This is a genomic window from Streptomyces sp. NPDC006512 (assembly GCF_040611935.1).
Taxonomy (GTDB): Bacteria; Actinomycetota; Actinomycetes; order Streptomycetales; family Streptomycetaceae; genus Streptomyces.
In genome coordinates, this window is sequence record NZ_JBEXPG010000105.1 from 1 (window position 1) to 16,113 (window position 16,113).

General features: G+C 72.8%; 15 protein-coding genes. 10 read left to right on the forward strand and 5 right to left on the reverse strand.

From position 1 onward, the window contains the following. Positions 1-776 (forward strand): ABC transporter permease (locus tag ABZZ17_RS38750; protein ID WP_356883882.1); only part of this gene is annotated, 776 nt, incomplete at its 5' end. Between the two features lie 5 nt (positions 777-781). On the opposite strand, the gene ABZZ17_RS38755 is transcribed toward ABZZ17_RS38750, so the two are convergent. After that, positions 782-2,260, reverse strand: a complete 1,479-nt coding sequence (locus tag ABZZ17_RS38755; protein WP_356883884.1) for a branched-chain amino acid ABC transporter substrate-binding protein — start codon at positions 2,258-2,260, stop codon at positions 782-784. Positions 2,261-2,264: 4 nt separating this feature from the next. After that, entirely contained in the window at positions 2,265-4,268 is a 2,004-nt protein-coding gene (locus ABZZ17_RS38760; protein WP_356883886.1) for a hypothetical protein, read from the reverse strand. Between the two features lie 273 nt (positions 4,269-4,541). On the opposite strand from ABZZ17_RS38760, the gene ABZZ17_RS38765 reads away from it, so the two are divergent. The 5 genes from ABZZ17_RS38765 (at position 4,542) to ABZZ17_RS38785 (ending at position 8,897) form a co-directional block, all read left to right on the forward strand. Further along, the gene (locus ABZZ17_RS38765) at positions 4,542-4,967 is read left to right on the forward strand and encodes a nuclear transport factor 2 family protein (protein ID WP_356883888.1); all 426 of its coding nucleotides are present in this window, start codon (positions 4,542-4,544) and stop codon (positions 4,965-4,967) included. Next, positions 4,964-5,803, forward strand: coding sequence for an NmrA family NAD(P)-binding protein (locus ABZZ17_RS38770; protein ID WP_356883890.1), 840 nt, complete (start codon positions 4,964-4,966; stop codon positions 5,801-5,803). The genes ABZZ17_RS38765 and ABZZ17_RS38770 overlap by 4 nt, the downstream gene beginning before the upstream one ends. Positions 5,804-5,922: 119 nt before the next feature. Beyond that, positions 5,923-6,519, forward strand: coding sequence for a TetR/AcrR family transcriptional regulator (locus ABZZ17_RS38775; protein WP_356883892.1), 597 nt, complete (start codon positions 5,923-5,925; stop codon positions 6,517-6,519). Positions 6,520-6,620: 101 nt separating this feature from the next. Next, on the forward strand, positions 6,621-7,352 hold the full coding sequence (locus ABZZ17_RS38780; protein WP_356883894.1) for a GntR family transcriptional regulator: 732 nt from the start codon (positions 6,621-6,623) through the stop codon (positions 7,350-7,352). 165 nt (positions 7,353-7,517) lie between these two features. Next, complete coding sequence (locus ABZZ17_RS38785) at positions 7,518-8,897, forward strand: amidohydrolase family protein (protein WP_356883896.1); 1,380 nt, start codon at positions 7,518-7,520, stop codon at positions 8,895-8,897. Positions 8,898-8,912: 15 nt separating this feature from the next. On the opposite strand, the gene ABZZ17_RS38790 is transcribed toward ABZZ17_RS38785, so the two are convergent. The 3 genes from ABZZ17_RS38790 to ABZZ17_RS38800 all read right to left on the reverse strand — a co-directional run bounded on the left by ABZZ17_RS38790 (position 8,913) and on the right by ABZZ17_RS38800 (position 10,949). Further along, positions 8,913-9,701 carry a VOC family protein gene (locus tag ABZZ17_RS38790; protein WP_356883898.1) on the reverse strand — a complete coding sequence of 263 codons (789 nt, stop codon included), beginning with the start codon at positions 9,699-9,701 and terminating at the stop codon, positions 8,913-8,915. A gap of 150 nt (positions 9,702-9,851) precedes the next feature. Further along, complete coding sequence (locus tag ABZZ17_RS38795) at positions 9,852-10,040, reverse strand: DUF6381 family protein (RefSeq protein ID WP_356883900.1); 189 nt, start codon at positions 10,038-10,040, stop codon at positions 9,852-9,854. A gap of 102 nt (positions 10,041-10,142) precedes the next feature. After that, positions 10,143-10,949: a ribonuclease BN gene (locus ABZZ17_RS38800; protein WP_356883902.1), complete on the reverse strand. Its 807-nt coding sequence runs from the start codon at positions 10,947-10,949 to the stop codon at positions 10,143-10,145. 284 nt (positions 10,950-11,233) lie between these two features. Between ABZZ17_RS38800 and ABZZ17_RS38805 the strand changes: the two genes are divergently transcribed. The 4 genes from ABZZ17_RS38805 (at position 11,234) to ABZZ17_RS38820 (ending at position 16,035) form a co-directional block, all read left to right on the forward strand. Beyond that, positions 11,234-12,910, forward strand: coding sequence for an FAD-dependent oxidoreductase (locus tag ABZZ17_RS38805; RefSeq protein WP_356883903.1), 1,677 nt, complete (start codon positions 11,234-11,236; stop codon positions 12,908-12,910). Then, entirely contained in the window at positions 12,907-14,382 is a 1,476-nt protein-coding gene (locus tag ABZZ17_RS38810; RefSeq protein ID WP_356883905.1) for an ATP-binding protein, read from the forward strand. Before ABZZ17_RS38805 ends, ABZZ17_RS38810 begins: the two co-directional genes overlap by 4 nt. Continuing rightward, positions 14,379-14,729: a UBP-type zinc finger domain-containing protein gene (locus ABZZ17_RS38815; protein ID WP_356883907.1), complete on the forward strand. Its 351-nt coding sequence runs from the start codon at positions 14,379-14,381 to the stop codon at positions 14,727-14,729. Before ABZZ17_RS38810 ends, ABZZ17_RS38815 begins: the two co-directional genes overlap by 4 nt. Positions 14,730-15,033: 304 nt before the next feature. Further along, positions 15,034-16,035: an AraC family transcriptional regulator gene (locus ABZZ17_RS38820; RefSeq protein ID WP_356883909.1), complete on the forward strand. Its 1,002-nt coding sequence runs from the start codon at positions 15,034-15,036 to the stop codon at positions 16,033-16,035. Positions 16,036-16,113: the final 78 nt, after the last annotated feature.

Genomic DNA, 16,113 nt, shown 5'->3' on the forward strand with positions numbered 1-16,113 from the left:
TCGCCGTGCGCGACTCGTCCACGATGCTGCGCCGCAACCTCCTGCACGCCCGCCGCTACCCCTCCCTCACCCTGAACCTCCTGCTCACCCCGATCGTCCTGCTGCTGCTCTTCGTCTACGTCTTCGGCGACGTGATGAGCGCCGGCATCGGCGGCGGTGGAGCCGACCGCTCCCGGTACGTCGCCTACCTCGTCCCCGGGCTCCTGCTGATGACCATCGGCAGCACCACGATCGGCACCGCGGTGTCCGTCTCCAACGACATGACCGAGGGCGTCATCGCCCGATTCCGCACGATGGCGATCCACCGCGGCTCCGTGCTCGTCGGGCACGTCATCGGCAGCGTCCTGCAGTCCATCGCGAGCGTGGTCCTGGTCGGCGCCGTCGCCGTCGCCATCGGCTTCCGCTCCACGGACGCGACCGCCCTGGAGTGGCTGGCGGCGTTCGGCCTGCTCGTCCTCTTCGCCCTGGCGCTCACCTGGATCGCCGTCGGCATGGGCCTCGTCAGCCCCAATGTCGAGGCCGCCAGCAACAACGCCATGCCGCTGGTCTTCCTCCCGCTCATCTCCAGTGCCTTCGTCCCGGTCGACTCGATGCCGGGCTGGTTCCGGCCCGTCGCCGAGTACCAGCCCTTCACCCCCGCCATCGAGACCCTCCGCGGGCTCCTCCTCGGCAGCGAGATCGGCCACAACGGATGGCTCGCCGTCGCCTGGTGCCTGGCCCTCACGGTCCTCGGCTACTTCTGGTCGAAGTCGGTCTTCCACCGCGACCCCGCGTGACCGTGTCACTGTTCCTCGGGCGGCTTGCCCTCCGCGGCGGAGACTTCCACGAACTCGACCTGGCCCTTGCCGTTGAGGCGCAGGATCGGCACGGCCTTGTTGCGCGGATTGCCGTTGTTCTGGAAGGAGACGAACCCGCTGGCACCGGCCACCTGCTGGGTTCCGTCCATCTGGTGGAACATGCGGGCCACCGCGTCGCCGACGACCTGCCCCTGCCAGCGGGCGGCCATCTGGATGCCGTGGGCCGCCGTGAGGACCGCGTCGTGGCCCATCAGGGCCCCGCCGTCCTCGCGGGGGTCGTGCGGGAACCACTGGTCCAGCAGTCCGCCCGGCTGGAAGTTCTTCGCGGACGGCGCGGACACCGCCTGCGGCGCCGAGCGGTACATGTCGGGGTGCGAGAGACCGGTGTAGAGGACCTCGATGCCCGTCTCGGCGGCGTGGGCGAGCTGCTGCGGGCTCAGGTTGGTCGTGTCGTCGCCGGCGAACACGGTGAACTGCTGGTCGGTGCAACTGCGGTTGGACAGCGCGTCGAGGAAGCGGGTCAGGTGCAGGCCGCGGCCCGCGAAGTAGACCAGCTGGGGCCGCTGCTGGCACAACTGGCCGGGCATGTACCGTAGTTCGTTCTGCCAGGCGCTGCTGACGGAGGAGTCGTACGTCATGCGCTCGGCCACGAGCTTGTGTTTGTCGCCCTCCTGGAAGGCCTTGGTGAAGGCGGTGCCGAGGGTGGACGCGTAGAGGTTCCCCTCCGCCACGTCCTGGATGACGACGGCCGTGGCGACGCCGCGCCGCTTGAGGTATCCGGCGCCGGCGTACGCCTCGTCCTCGTTGGTGGGGGCGACCCGGACGAAACCGTTGATGCCCTGGATGTTCGTGGCGGTCATGGTCGCGCCGACCATGGCGATGCCGTGCTCGGAGAGGCGCCGTATGGCCGCGAGGTTCTCGTTCGTACTGGGTCCGAGGCCGGTCACCGCGACCAGCCGGTCCGGGGAGTCCTTGCGGGCGATCAGCGCGTCGACGGTGTGCTTCCACTGCGTGGACCTGGTACCCGAATTGGCTATCAGCAGGCGGATCTTGGGGTTGGCGGCCAGGTCGCCCTGGTTGTGCCGGTACTGCGCGAGGTAGGCGCCCTGGAGTTCGTGGCGCACGCCCTCGGCGGAGTTGCTGTCCTCGGCGGTGGTGGTGAAGGAGGTGAAGTAGGCGACGCTGACGTACGGCTCCTTGTCCGCGTTGGCGAGGACCCGGCGGTTCTCCTCCTCGATCTTCTCGCTGACAGCGTCGAGGTGCGGGGCGAAGACGTAGGAGCCGTCGGTCACTCCGACGCACTCGTCGTCCGGACCCTGCTCCACGACCCCGTCAGCGCACCTGGCCTGGCGTTCCTGTAACCAGCCGACGCCCAGCCAGAGCGCGGCGACCAGGGCGACGGCGGCCGCGGAGGCGAGGGCGACGCGGCGTACGACGTGCAGGGGCCATTCGAGTCTGGGCACGGGCTCAGCCCTCCCAGCCGGCGGTCTGGGGATCGCGCCAGTGACGGTGGCGCTCCGCCTCGTTGAACAGGGCCACGATGTCGTTCCTCCGCAGTTGTGACAGCTGGGTGTAGCCGTCGGCGATCATGTCGTTGAGACGCATCGCGGGGTCGGCGAGCGGATCGCTCCACACCCAGCGGGTGGTGACCAGGGTGTGGATCACGGACTCGGTGTCCACCACCCGCCCGGGCCGGCGCGCCACGAGCCCGGCGAGCAGTTCCAGCGGGCCGCTGTCGGCGGGGAACCGGTTCGGTGCGGCGGTGATCGCGTCGAACTCGGAGATCCACTGCGCGGCCGGTACGACGGCGAAGCGCCGCGTCAGGTGGGCGGTGACCTCCTCGGTCCGCCCGCGGGCGAGCTGGTGGTACATCTCCTGCACCGGCTTGCCCTCCTCGCGGTAGTACTCCGCGAGGAGTTCGTGCACGGCGTCCCACCCGTCCGGGCGTGCGGCCAGCCGCCACAGCAGCAGCCGGCGCAGCCAGGGGTGGAGCACGGGGACGACGGCCACCGGTCCGGTCAGCAGCCAGCGGGAGCGGATCTCGCCGAACAGGGAGTCGTCGGGGCTGAGCAGCCGCGTGGCGACGGAGAAGTCCCGGGCGGCGGCGCATTCGGCGAGGGCGGCGCGCTGGGTTCCGTCGAAGTCGCGCAGGAGGTGGCCGAGGGCGGTGTCGGCGAGGGTGGCCGAGTTCTCCCCGGTGCGCAGCGCCCGGTCGGGCAGGGTGCGCAGCCAGTGGTCCTGCCGGGAGCCCGAGTCCGGCGGCGGGCCGGCCTGGCGCAGCACGTCGAGCACCTGGTGGACGGCGCGCGGCAGCCCGCCGGTGAGCCGGTGCACGAAGGGGGTGAGGCGGGTGAGGGGGGCCAGGTCGCTGTTCCCGCCGAGCTGGAGCTCTATCCGGATCCGTACCTCGTCCAGGTTGAGGTCGCGCAGGCGCAGCGGGTACCACCAGGTGTCCTCGCTGTCACGGGTCGGCCGGTGGGCGTTCCAGTCGGCGAGGGAAGCACGGTCGGGTCCGCGCAGCTGCCAGGGCCAGGAGTCCCCGGTGGCCGGGCCCCAGCGGGGCAGCCAGCGGTTGGAGCTGGCGACGACGGTCAGCGGATCGCTGGCGTGGCCGGCCACGACCGTCTCGTCGTGCCGGGAACGCAGCAGCAGGTCGAGGAAGCGGCGGCCGTACTCGGTGTGGGAGTTGTCCAGGAGCAGCAGGTAGGAGCGGGGCATGAAGTTGCGGGCCGTGTTGCGCCTGAGGTCCTCCAGGAAGGCCGAGAACAGGACGAGGTCGAGCCGCTCCTGTTCGTTCTCGTCTCCCTCGTGGCGCCAGAGGTTGAGCTCCACGAGGGCTTCCATGGGGTCCGCGCTGCGGGTCATGGGGTGGCGTCCGTACCAGTGGGCCCCGGAGGTGAGCCGGCTGCCCAGGCGGCCGCCGAACAGGCCCGGCACGGTGCGGCGGCCGCGCCGCAGGGCGTCCTGGAAGAGGGTCAGCGCGGCGGAGGAGGCGCCTTCGGGCATGCCGACCGCGCCCATGCCCACTTCGAAGAAGGCGGCCAGGTAGTCGCCGTGCCGGGCCTCGTTCTCCTCCTGGAACTCGTCGAGCTGGCGCTGCACCGCGCGCCGCCCCTCGGCGAGGCTCCGCATGCGCAGCTCCTGGTCCGAGGCGAGCAGGCCGAGGCTGAGCAGCGGGAAGTGGGAGCGGCCGTAGCGGGGGAGTTTGCGTTCGAGCTGGCGGGCCAGGAGTCCGAGGGCGTAGCGCGGCAGCAGGGACTGGGCGCCGCCGAAGTTGACGAAGGCGAAGGGGTAGTCGTGCCCGAAGTGCTCCATGAGCGCGCTGTGCGCCTCGCTGGCTCCGCTGCCCGCGGGGCCGAGGAGCATGGTCAGGGGCCGCTCGGCCGCCGGGTCCTCCTTCAGGCACGCGTCGACCAGCGACAGGATGCCGCTGCGGCCCCGCAGGCCCATGCCCGTACCCGGCTCCCTCACGTGTGATCCCCCCCAGGACGACGTCTCCGAGGAGTAGAGCCTGCCATCCTGAGGCCCGGTCAGACAGGGGTTTCGGCCCCTTGATTCGTTTCGGCCCGCACCGGGCCGTGTCGCCACCCGTCTTGTGAAGCGGACCGGCGGTCCGTATGGTTCATCCATGCGGACCGTCGGTCCGCTTTGCGTCCGTCGCCGTCGGTGCCGCCGTCGGCGCCGCCTCGACGTCTGCGGCGGGCCGGGAACCACCGCGCCCCCGAACAGAACGGAAACCCCGACATGACCACCCCCACGGCCCCCGCGGAGCTCTACCGCCACGGCCTGCGGCTCCTGCTGGACAAGGACATACCCGGTTGGGTGGACCTGTGGCACGAGGACGGGATCCTGGAGTTCCCCTTCGCGCCCCCCGGCTGGCCCCGGCGCCTGGAAGGACGGCAGGCCGTCGCGGACTACATGCGCCACTACCCCGACCACGTCGACCTCCACGACTTCCCCGAGGTGACGGTCCACCAGACCACCGCCCCCGAGACGGTCGTGGTCGAGATGCGCGGCGTCGGCCGCCTGGTGCGGACCGGCAGCCCCTTCGACATGACCTACATCGCCGTCGTCACCGTCAGGGAAGGGCTCATCACGTCCTACCGCGACTACTGGAACCCCCTCGTCGCTCAGGAGCCCGGCGCCGACTTCGTAGGAGCGAACCGATGAGCGATCCCCGTGCCACCCTGGTCATCGGGGCCACCGGCACCACCGGCCGCCGCGTCACCGCCGGCCTCCTCGCCGAAGGCCGCCGCGTCAGGGCGGCCGGCCGCACCGCCGCCCCGGTGGAGGGCGCGCAGGCCGTCCGCTTCGACTGGAACGAGCCCGCGACCTGGGGTGCGGCCCTGGACGGCGCCGACCGCGTGTACCTCGTCCCGCCCGTCGGCTCCTCCGACCCGGCCGCGGTCATGCTGCCCTTCCTCCGCCAGGCCCGTGCGGCGGGCGTGCGGCGCGCGGTGCTGCTGAGCTCGTCGGCGATCCCGGCGGGCGGTCCGGCGGTGGGACAGGTCCACCAGGCCCTGCCCGGCCTGTTCGGGGAATGGGCGGTGCTGCGACCCTCGTGGTTCATGCAGAACTTCACCGGAGCCGCCCCGCACGCCCGCGGCATCCGGGACGAGGGCGTCATCCGGACGGCGTCGGGGGACGGCCGGGTCGGATTCGTCGACGCGCGGGACATCGCCGCCGTCGCCGTGCGCGCGCTCACCGACGGGCGGGCCCCCGACACCGATCTGATCCTGACCGGGCCGCAGACGCTGAGCTACGACGAGGTCGCCGCGATCATCACCGAGGTCACCGGCCGGCCCGTCGTGCACCGGCACCTGACCTTCGAGCAGCTGCGCGACCGCTGGGCGGCCGAGATCCCGCTGGAGTTCGCCACCATGCTGGCCGGCATGGACCGCGCCATCGCCGAGGGGGCCGAGGACCGTACGTCCGACGCCGTCGAGCGGCTCACCGGGCGCGCGCCGGGCACCTTCCGCGCCTTCGTCGAAAGGGAGGTGGCGTGAGGCGGCTCCCGGCCCGCTATCGGGGCGCGGGGGACCGGCCCGGTCCGCGGAAGCCGGACGGCTGCGCGTATCTTCGACTGGCCCGATGACGCGAACCGACCCACCGGACCGGAGGACCCGTGGCCCAGCGCACAGAACGCACCGAACGCGCGGACGCCCTGCGCAACCGAGAAGCCGTACTGGCCGCGGCCGACGCCCTCTTCGCCGCCAGCAGCAGCCCGCACGGTGTGTCCATGGACGACATCGCCGCCGCCGCGGGCGTGGGCAAGGGCACCCTCTTCCGACGCTTCGGTGACCGCGCCGGCCTGATCGGTGCCGTGATCGCCTCCCGGCTCGAACCCCTGCGGCAATCCGTACGGGAGGCGCGGGACGCTGCCGGGTCCTCCCCCCGGCAGCGGGTGGCGGACCTCCTCGACGCGTCACTTCGCTTCAAGATCGAGAACCGGCACCTGATGTCGGCCGCGGAGGACGCCGGGCTCAGCAGCCCCTACCGGGCCGACCACTACGGCTGGTGGCACGACGTCCTGCGTACGGAACTGGAGCAGGTGCCCGGCGTCCACGACCCGGACTTCACCGCCCACGCCCTGCTGGCCGCCCTGCGCGCCGACCTCGTGGCCCACCTGATCGACGACCGGCGGATGGAGCCCGAACGCCTGCGGGCCTCGCTCGCGGCGCACCTCGACGCCGTCCTCGGTGGCGGCGACGAGCCGGCCTGACCGCATCGCCGGGGCAGGGCCCCGGCGCGCCCGCGGTTCCCCCCGGGGCCCGGACGGCGCCGCGTATCCTCTGCGGGGACACCGAGCGGAGGACGGCGTACGTGACGGGCAGCAGCGCAGGGCGGGACGGTACGCGGCCGGGCGCAGGCCGGGACGACGGCCGGGACGACGGCCGGGCGGCTCCCGAGCGCACCTCCCTGAGCGTTCAGGCCCGTGACGCGATCCGGCGGCGGATCGTCGACCGCCGCTACCCGCAGGGCGTGCGCCTCGTGGAACGCGAGGTCGCCGAAGAGCTGCGCATGTCCCGGGTCCCCGTACGCGAAGCGCTGCGCGCGCTGGTTTCGGAGGGGCTGCTCGAACTGCTGCCGCACAGCGGGGTCCGGGTGCGGCGGATGGCGCGCCTGGACGTGGAGCACCTGTACGAGGTGTGGGAGCCGCTCGCCGTCCAGGCCTCGCGGCTCGCCGCACGCCGGGTGGAGCGGACCGCGCCCGACGCGCCTTCGCCGCTCACCGCGCTGCGGGCCGCCCTGGACCGGGCCGAGCAGGCCGCGTCCGACGACGAGGGGGCGCGCGAGGTCGCGGCCCACACCGCCTTCCACGAGGAGATCGTGGCACTGAGCGGCAACCCGATGCTCGGCCGCACGATGGAGCAGCTGAACGGACAGCTCCAGCTGCTGTTCGGCATGCGGGAGGAACCGGAGCACATGCGGGCCCAGCACGCGGTGATGTTCCGGTGCATCGCGGCGGGCGACGAGGAATCGGCGGCGGCGAGCACCCTGCTGCACGTACGGGACAGCCGCGCCGTAGCCCTGAGGTCCTTGTTCGACGTCTAGGCGCGACGCCTGGCCTTTTGTATACCAGAGAGACTCCCCGAGATGCGCGCCGGGCAGGATCCGGCCTGTTTGCGCTGCCGGAATGACCCCTTCCCGAAATCGCGACCCTCCTGGTATACAAAGTGCTCCCACGTTCGCTCGTCCCCAGCGATCAAGGAGACCTCCGTGTCCTTCGCATCCGTCCCGACGTCCTCCCGTCCCCGGCTGACGCGGCGGGGCGTCCTGGCAGGCGCCGCGGCCCTCGCCGGCACCGCCGCCGCGCTCACCCCGTCCGCGGCGGAGGCCACCTCGACCGGGACGGCGGCCCCCGCCCCCGCCGACCGGATCACCGAGCGGGACGGGCCCGAGGCCGCCGGCCGCGGACGCGCCACCGTCTTCAGGAACGTCCGGCCCTACGGCGCGAGGCGGCCCGTCGACATCACCGTCGTCGACGGAACCGTCACCGCGGACCCGGCGCCGCGCGGCGCCCAGGTCGTCGACTGCAAGGGCAGGATCGCCCTCCCGACGCTCGTCGACGCCCACATCCACCCCGACAAGACGGCGTGGGGCGAGCCCTGGGTCACCCGCAGCCCCGCGAGCACCATCGCCGAGTACACCGCCGAGGACGTGAAGCTGTACCACGCCCTGCGCACACCCCTCAAGGAACGCGCGCAGCGCCTCATGGGCCACGCGGTCACCCGGGGCACCCGGGCGATGCGCGCCCACGTCGACGTCGCGCCCGCCTACGGCCTGGCGGGCGTCGAAGGGGTCGGCGCCGCCCGCCGGGCGCTGCGCCACGCCCTCGACGTGGAGATCGTGGCGTTCCCCCAGCACGGGATCGTCCGTACGCCGGGAACCAGGGAACTGCTGGAGGAGGCCGCGCGCACGGGCGCGGTCGACCGGGTCGGAGGCATCGACCCGATCGGCTTCGACGAAGCCCTCGACGAACAGCTCGACGTCGTCTTCGGCATCGCGGACCGGCACGGCGCCGGCGTGGACATCCACCTGCACGAGCGGGCCGCGACGGGAGTGAGGTCGCTGCGCGCGATCATCGCCCGTACGCGCGCGCTGTCGATGCAGGGCAAGGTCACCGTCAGCCACGTCTTCTGCCTCCCGGGGCTGGCCGAACGCGAACTCGACCAGCTGGCCCACGAACTCGCCGAAGCGGGGATCTCCCTGACGACGGTCGCTCCCTCGTCGGACCTGGTACTGCCGCTCGCCCGGCTGCGCGGGCACGGCGTCCGGACCGGCCTCGGCTCCGACGGCGTCCGGGACGCGTGGAGCCCCTTCGGCAACGCGGACATGCTGCACCGCTCCCATCTCCTGGCCTGGGCGCAGGACGCCCGCCTCGACGAGGAGCTGGAGGCGGCCTTCCGGGCCGGTGCCGACGACGGCGCGCAGCTCCTCGGACTGCCGCGGGTGGACCTGAAGCCCGGTTCCGCGGCCGACTTCATGCTCGTCCGGGGAGAATGCCTGCCGCAGGTCGTGGTCGACATGCCGCAGCGGGACGTGGTGGTGCGCGGCGGGCGGGTCGTCGCCAGGGACGGCGCCCTCGTGGACGGCTGAGCCGCCGAGCCCGCCTCAGCCGGTGGGGTCCTGGGGCGCGACCACGGTGAAGAGGGCCCCTTCGGCGTCGGCCAGTACCACCGACCGGCTGACGGCGGAGGCCGCGACGGGGGAGGCGGCCCTGCCGCCCAGCCGCGTCGCGGCCTCGATCGCGGCCTCCAGGTCCGGAACGCGGAAGTGGACGTGCCAGCGGGGGCGGACCTGCGGGTCGGGGTCCTCGCCGAGCGCTCCGCCGCTGATCCGGGCGACGGTGTCCCGGCCGTGCCGCAGGACGACGTGGTCGTGCTCGTAGGAGACGGTGCAGCAGCCCTGCCGCTCGCCCGCCCATTCCAGTACCTCGCCGTAGAAGATGGCCGCGGCGAACGCGTCCCGCGTGCGCAGTTCCAGCCACGCGGGAGCGCTGTCACGGCCCACGCCCCAGTCGGGGATGACCTGGCCCTGCCAGAAGCCGAAGACGGCCCCCGCCGGATCGGCGGCCAGGCCCGCGCGCCCGGTGCCGAAGGCGAGGGGCCCGACCGCCACGGTGGCACCGCGCTCACGGATGCGTGCTGAGGTGACGTCGGCGTCCTCGACGGCGAAGTACGGCGTCCACGCCACCGGCATGCCGAGGCTTCCGGCCAGCGCGCCGATCCCCGCGACGGGCGCGCCGTCACGGAACGCGACCGTGAAGCCGTCCCCCAGGCGCGTGGGCCGGAAGCTCCAGCCGAGTACCGCGCCGTAGAACCGCTGGGCGGAATCCAGGTCCCGGGCCATCAGGCTCACCCAGCACGGCGCACCGAACACCTCGTGACTCGACGTCGACATCGCGGCGCACCTCATCTGCCGTACGGGTGGGACGGGGACCCTCCCACCGTAGACCCGACGGACCTGCCGGGCGGCGAGGCACGGCACGCGCCCCACCCATCCGTGGGCCCGCGGCCAGGTCACCGGCCCGACCGCGGCGGCTCTGGACGGCTACATGGGGTCCATGGTTCCGCTGCCCGGGCCGTTCTCCTCCTCGCTCTTGCGGCGGATCCGCAGGGCCTTCTCCGTCAGGCGCCGGCGCTCCGCCGGATCCGCCGCGTGCTGCGCGGCCTGCTCCAGCTCCTGGGCCTTGTCGCGCATCTGCCGGGCCCGCTCGCTCGGCTGGTTCTCGTTGCTCATGACCGGTCCTCGGGTCGGGGGGAACGGGGGTCGTGCCGGTCCCCCCAGCCAAACAGCACCCGGGCCCGACCGCCACCGTGGCTCGCGCCGGACGCGCGGCCCTCAGGGGCCCGGAGCGGCGGGGTTGGCGGGGCGCCGCAGCTCGTCGTGGAGCAGGCGGCCGAGGAGCGCGCCGCCGAACACGACGACGCCGACGCCGACGAGCCAGGACTGGATGACGAGGACGGTTCCGAAGGCGCCGTAGGTGACCGCGCCGGACGCGATCAGCGGCGAGAACACGAGCCGGGAGAAGACCCGCAGCCCGAACAGCCCCAGCATGGTGGCCACCGCCCCCGGCAGCAGGGCGGTCCAGGGGACCCGGCCGCCGAGCAGCAGCCGCTGGGACCACCAGAAGAACAGGGTGCCGATCAGTACCGTGACGAAGCCGCGCGCGGGGGATGCGCGCCATGGCGGGGAGAAGGCCGACAGGTACAGGGCGCCGATCAGTACGGCGAGCCACAGCACGTGCCGCCAGCCGGCCCACCAGCGGCCCGGAACCAGGTCCCAGATCCGTTCGTAGCCGCTCTGGAGCATCGTCGCGAAGGACAGCCCGAACACGGCGAGCAGCGCGAGACCGAACGCCGTGGTGGTGCGCCACGCCTGGCCGGGCAGGGCGAAGAGCCGCTCGATCTCCAGCCTGGCCGCCGGCGACACGCCGAGCCCGTCCCCGAGCCACTGCGCGAACCCCTGCCCGCCCGCGGTGTCCGCCGCGGAGACGACGATCAGCAGCGGCACCAGCGTCAGGAACCCCAGCGCCGCGAAGCCCAGCGACCGCTGCCAGAGGTCCAGCTCCCGCACGCGCACCCAGCGCCGCCCGGCCCGCACCCGCCGGACCGCGCTGCCCAGCCGCCCGAAGGACGACCGGATCATCGCGGCGGGGGTACGCGTCGGCGGGCGTCACGGCGGGGAAGCGGGTACGGGACCGCGGTGCGAGGCATGGCCGCTCCAACTGCTGCTGCTCCCACGGTAGGACTCCGCGGCCGCCGCCGCGCAGCCGGCCGCCGGGGTGCTGACCCCGCGCGACGCGGGACGCACCCGGCGTACACGGTCCGCTCCGCCCGGGGCGGAGCCGGGCGATCGAACTTACGATGGGCGGGAACCGGCGCGGGCGGCCCGCCGCGCCGGCAGTCCAGGCCTCTCGGGGTGGGAGACGTATGGCACAGGTCCCCGAAACCGCTCGGACCGTCATCCTGACCGTGGACGACGATCCGGGTGTCTCCCGCGCCGTCGCCCGCGACCTGCGGCGCCGCTACGGCGCCGCCTACCGGATCGTGCGCGCCGAGTCCGGCGAGTCCGCACTGGAGGCGCTGCGCGAGCTGAAGCTGCGGGGCGACCTGGTCGCCGTGATCCTGGCCGACTACCGCATGCCGCAGATGAACGGCATCGAGTTCCTCGAACAGGCCCTGAACGTCTACCCGGGCGCCCGGCGCGTGCTGCTCACCGCGTACGCCGACACCAGCGCGGCGATCGACGCGATCAACGTCGTCGACCTCGACCACTACCTGCTCAAGCCCTGGGACCCGCCCGAGGAGAAGCTCTACCCCGTGGTGGACGACCTGCTCACGGCCTGGCGCTCCAGCGACTACCGGCCGGTACCCGCCACCAAGGTGGTCGGGCACCGCTGGTCGGCGCGCTCCTCGAACGTACGGGAGTTCCTGGCCCGCAACCAGGTGCCGTACCGCTGGTACTCCTCCGACGAGCCCGAAGGGCTGCGGCTCCTGGAGGCCGCCGGCGCCGACGGACAGCGGCTGCCCCTGGTGATCACCCCGGAGGGCGCCGTCCTGATCGAGCCGGAGCCGGCCGAGCTGGCCGCCCGGGTGGGGCTCGCCACGACACCCGCCGCCGACTTCTACGACCTCGTCGTGATCGGCGGCGGCCCGGCCGGCCTCGGCGCGGCCGTGTACGGGGCCTCCGAGGGGCTGCGGACGGTACTGGTCGAGCGTTCGGCGACCGGCGGGCAGGCCGGGCAGAGCTCCCGCATCGAGAACTACCTCGGCTTCCCGGACGGGGTGTCCGGCGCGCAGCTCACCGAACGCGCCCGCCGCCAGGCCGGCCGGTTCGGCGCCGAGATCCTCACCGCGCGCGAGGTCACGGGGCTGGAGGCCAACGGCGCGGCCCGCGTCGTCCGTTTCTCCGACGGCTCCACGGTCGCCGCGCACAGCGTCATCCTGGCGACCGGCGTCTCGTACCGGCAACTCCACGCACCGGGCTGCGACGACCTGACCGGCTGCGGGGTGTACTACGGCTCCTCGCTCACCGAGGCCTCCTCCTGCCAGGGGCAGGACGTGTACATCGTCGGCGGCGCCAACTCCGCCGGACAGGCGGCGATGTACCTGTCCCGGGGCGCGAAATCGGTGACGCTGCTGGTGCGCGGGGCGTCCCTGACGGCGTCGATGTCGTACTACCTCATCCAGCAGATCGAGGAGGCGCCGAACATCACGGTCCGGACCCGGACCGTCGTCGAGGAGGCGCACGGCGACGGGCACCTGGAGCAGCTGACCCTGCGCGACGTGGACACCGGCGCGACCGAACTCGTCGACGCGCAGTGGATGTTCGTCTTCATCGGGGCGGCCCCGCTGACCGACTGGCTGGACGGCACGGTGCTCCGCGACGAGCGCGGCTTCATCCTGGCCGGGCCCGACCTCACCCCCGACGGGCGGCCCCCGGCCGAATGGGAGCTGGAACGGCCGCCCTACCACCTGGAGACCAACGTGCCCGGCGTGTTCGTCGCCGGAGACGCCCGCGCGGAGTCCGCGAAACGCGTCGCGTCCGCCGTCGGAGAGGGAGCCATGGCCGTGATGCTCGTCCACCGGTACCTGGAGCAGTCGTGAGCGGGCAGGTCATGCCCTGCGGCCCGCAGGAGATCGCCTCGCTGTTCCTGTTCGAGAAGCTCACCCCGGAACAGCTCGGACGGCTGTGCGCCGAAGGACGGGTGGAGCGGTTCGAGACCGGCCCGGTGTACACCGAGGGCGACCCGGCGACCTGCTTCTACGTGATGATCGAAGGCACCGTCGTGCTGTCCCGCCGGGTCGGCGCCGACGACGTGGAGGTGAGCCGGACCTCGCAGCGCGGCGTGTACTCGGGGGCCATGCAGGCCTACCTCGGCGACCGGGTGCCGCAGACCTACACCAACTCGATGCGGGTCACCGAACCGACACGGTTCTTCGTCCTGCCCGCGCAGTCGTTCGCGGACGTCATGCGGGAGTGGTTCCCGATGGCCGCGCACCTGCTGGAGGGGCTGTTCTTCGGCTCGAAGAGCACCCAGCGGGCCATCGGCCAGCGCGAACGGCTGCTGGCCCTCGGATCGCTGTCCGCCGGTCTCACCCACGAGCTCAACAACCCGGCCGCGGCGGCCGTCCGGGCCACCGCGACCCTGCGCGAGCGGGTGGGCAAGATGCGGCACAAGCTGGCCCACATCGCCCAGGGCTCCTACTCCCGCGAAGCGCTCGCCGACCTCATCGAGATCCAGGACCGCACCGCCGAACGCGTCGCCAAGGCGACGGCGTTCAGCCCCCTGGAAGCCTCCGACCGGGAGGACGAACTCGCCGACTGGCTCGACGGCCACGACATAGCCGACGGCTGGCGCGTCGCCCCGACCTTCGTCCAGGCCGGACTGGACACGGACTGGCTGGAACAGGTCGCGGCAACGGTGGACGCCGACCTCCTGCCGGCGGCGATCGGCTGGCTCAACTACACCGTCGAGACCGAGCTGCTGATGGACGAGATCGACGACTCCACCAACCGCATCTCCCACCTCGTGGACGCCGCCAAACAGTACTCGCAGCTCGACCGGGCCCCGTACCGGGTCGTCGACGTCCACGAACTCCTCGACAGCACCCTGCTGATGCTGTCCGGCAAGATCGGCCCCCGGATCCGGGTGGTCAAGGAATACGACCGCTCCCTGCCGGACGTCCCGGCCTACCCGGCAGAGCTGAACCAGGTGTGGACCAACCTCGTCGACAACGCCGTCTTCGCCATCGGCAGCACCGGCCGCGACGGCACCCTGACGGTCCGCACCGCCCGGGAGGGGGACCGGCTGCTCGTGGAGTTCCGCGACACCGGACCCGGCATCCCGGAAGACATCCGCAGCCGCATCTTCGACCCCTTCTTCACCACCAAACCGGTCGGCGAGGGCACCGGACTCGGCCTGGACATCTCCTGGCGGATCGTCGTCAGCAAGCACCACGGCAGCCTCCAGGTCGAGTCCGTACCCGGCGACACCCGCTTCCAGGTGCTGCTGCCGCTGACCGCCGACCGACCCGAGACCCCGTCCGGAACCGAGACAGCGGAGGAACCGGTATGACAGGCATCGACGGAATCGACCCCGGCGTCCCGCCCAGCGGCACCGGCTGCGCCGACTGCGACGCGGCCGGCGGCTGGTGGTTCCACCTGCGGCGCTGCGCCCGGTGCGGTCACATCGGCTGCTGCGACAGCTCACCCGGCCAGCACGCCACCGCCCACTGGAAGGCCACCGGCCACCCCCTCGTGCAGAGCTTCGAACCGGGCGAGGCGTGGTTCTGGGACTACGACAAGAACGCGATGTACGAGTCCGGCCCCGAACTGGCGGCCCCGGACGCCCACCCCGCGGAGCAGCCCGCGCCGGGCCCCGCCGACCGGGTACCGCAGGACTGGCAACAAAGGCTGCGGTAGCCGTCCCGACGGTGACGGCCCTCCCCGGACGGCCCGGCCCCGGCACTGGGCTGACGCCGCCCGAAACCCCCGTCCTCGGGCGGCGTCAGCTCAGTGCCGGGACCACGAGAGGTCCCCGGCCGTCGGCGGGGGCTCCGGTTCCCCGTCCCCTCACCGACCCTGCGGCGCCCACTCTGCCAAGCCCCGGAGCACCGCGCATTGACCTGGCGTGCACAGAGTCTTGACGGAGAGTCGCCCCGCCGCCCGCGCCCCCGGCCCCGACTTTTGTTGCGTGGGCCGCCACGGCCGGTGTAAACCCGTGGTCATGCTGCCCGAGAGAGAGTTCCGCAGCGCGGAACTAGCGCCCGCCGACCGTTTCGAGAGCTGGCGGGCCCTGATGTCGGAGACACACGCGCCCATGGAGATGCGCAGTGAGCACGCCGCCGACTTCTGGGTGAACCAGCGCGTCATCTCGCTCGGCGGGATCACGGTCTATCCGATGGAATGCCGTCCCCTGACCTTCCAGCGCACACCGAAGCTGATAGCGAGGTCGGACCCCGAGGCGTTCCACCTCTCGCTGATCAAACGCGGGGCGGGAGCGGTCACCCTGGGCAAGGACACCGTGGTGCACGGTGTGTGCGACATCCACACCAGTGACACGTCACGGCCGTTCGAGATCAGCTCCGGCCCGCATTCCGTCGAGATCATCGGGGTCGAGGTACCCAAGGCGCTGCTGCCGCTGCCCCCGCACACCGCCGGCCAGGTCATCGGCAAGCGCATCTCGGCCCGGGAGGGAATGGGAGCCCTGCTGGCCACCTTCCTCGACCAGGTGACCAAGGACAGCCGGTCCTACCGGGAGGCCGAGGGCCCGCGCCTGAGCGGCGTACTGGCCGATCTCGTCGCCTCGCTCTTCGCCGGCGTCCTCGAAGCGGACCGGTCCTTGACCCCGGAGACGCACCGGCGCGCCCTGGCGCTCCGCGTGATGGCCTTCATCCGGGACAACGCCGACGATCCGCTGCTGGACGTGCCCGCGATCGCCGCCGCCCACCACATCTCCGTCAGCTATCTCCACCGGGTGTTCCAGCAGGAGGGGGACGGGGCGACGGTCGCCGCCTTCCTCCAGGGCCGGCGGCTCGCGCGGGCCCGCCAGGACCTGGCGGACCCGCTGCACCAGGGGGTGCCCGTGCACGTCATCGGCGCCCGGCGGGGCTTCCGGCACGCGTCCGCGTTCAGCCGGGCGTTCCGCGAGGCCTACGGCCTGCCGCCCGCCGCCTTCCGCGGGCAGGCCCGGACGGAAGACCTGGCCGGGGCGGAAGAGACGGCCTAGGGCCTGTCGTCAAACTCCCGTCTGCCCCGCGACGCCTGGCACGCGCTCTCGCCGCACCGGGCGAAAGCCAAGTACGTC

Bases quoted from the DNA above. Each gene is read 5' to 3' on its own strand.
- ABZZ17_RS38765 (WP_356883888.1), top strand. From the start codon at position 4,542: ATGACCACCCCCACGGCCCCCGCGGAGCTCTACCGCCACGGCCTGCGG.
- ABZZ17_RS38770 (WP_356883890.1), top strand. From the start codon at position 4,964: ATGAGCGATCCCCGTGCCACCCTGGTCATCGGGGCCACCGGCACCACC.
- ABZZ17_RS38790 (WP_356883898.1), bottom strand. From the start codon at position 9,701: ATGTCGACGTCGAGTCACGAGGTGTTCGGTGCGCCGTGCTGGGTGAGC.
- ABZZ17_RS38795 (WP_356883900.1), bottom strand. From the start codon at position 10,040: ATGAGCAACGAGAACCAGCCGAGCGAGCGGGCCCGGCAGATGCGCGAC.
- ABZZ17_RS38800 (WP_356883902.1), bottom strand. From the start codon at position 10,949: ATGATCCGGTCGTCCTTCGGGCGGCTGGGCAGCGCGGTCCGGCGGGTG.
- ABZZ17_RS38805 (WP_356883903.1), top strand. From the start codon at position 11,234: ATGGCACAGGTCCCCGAAACCGCTCGGACCGTCATCCTGACCGTGGAC.
- ABZZ17_RS38815 (WP_356883907.1), top strand. From the start codon at position 14,379: ATGACAGGCATCGACGGAATCGACCCCGGCGTCCCGCCCAGCGGCACC.
- ABZZ17_RS38820 (WP_356883909.1), top strand. From the start codon at position 15,034: ATGCTGCCCGAGAGAGAGTTCCGCAGCGCGGAACTAGCGCCCGCCGAC.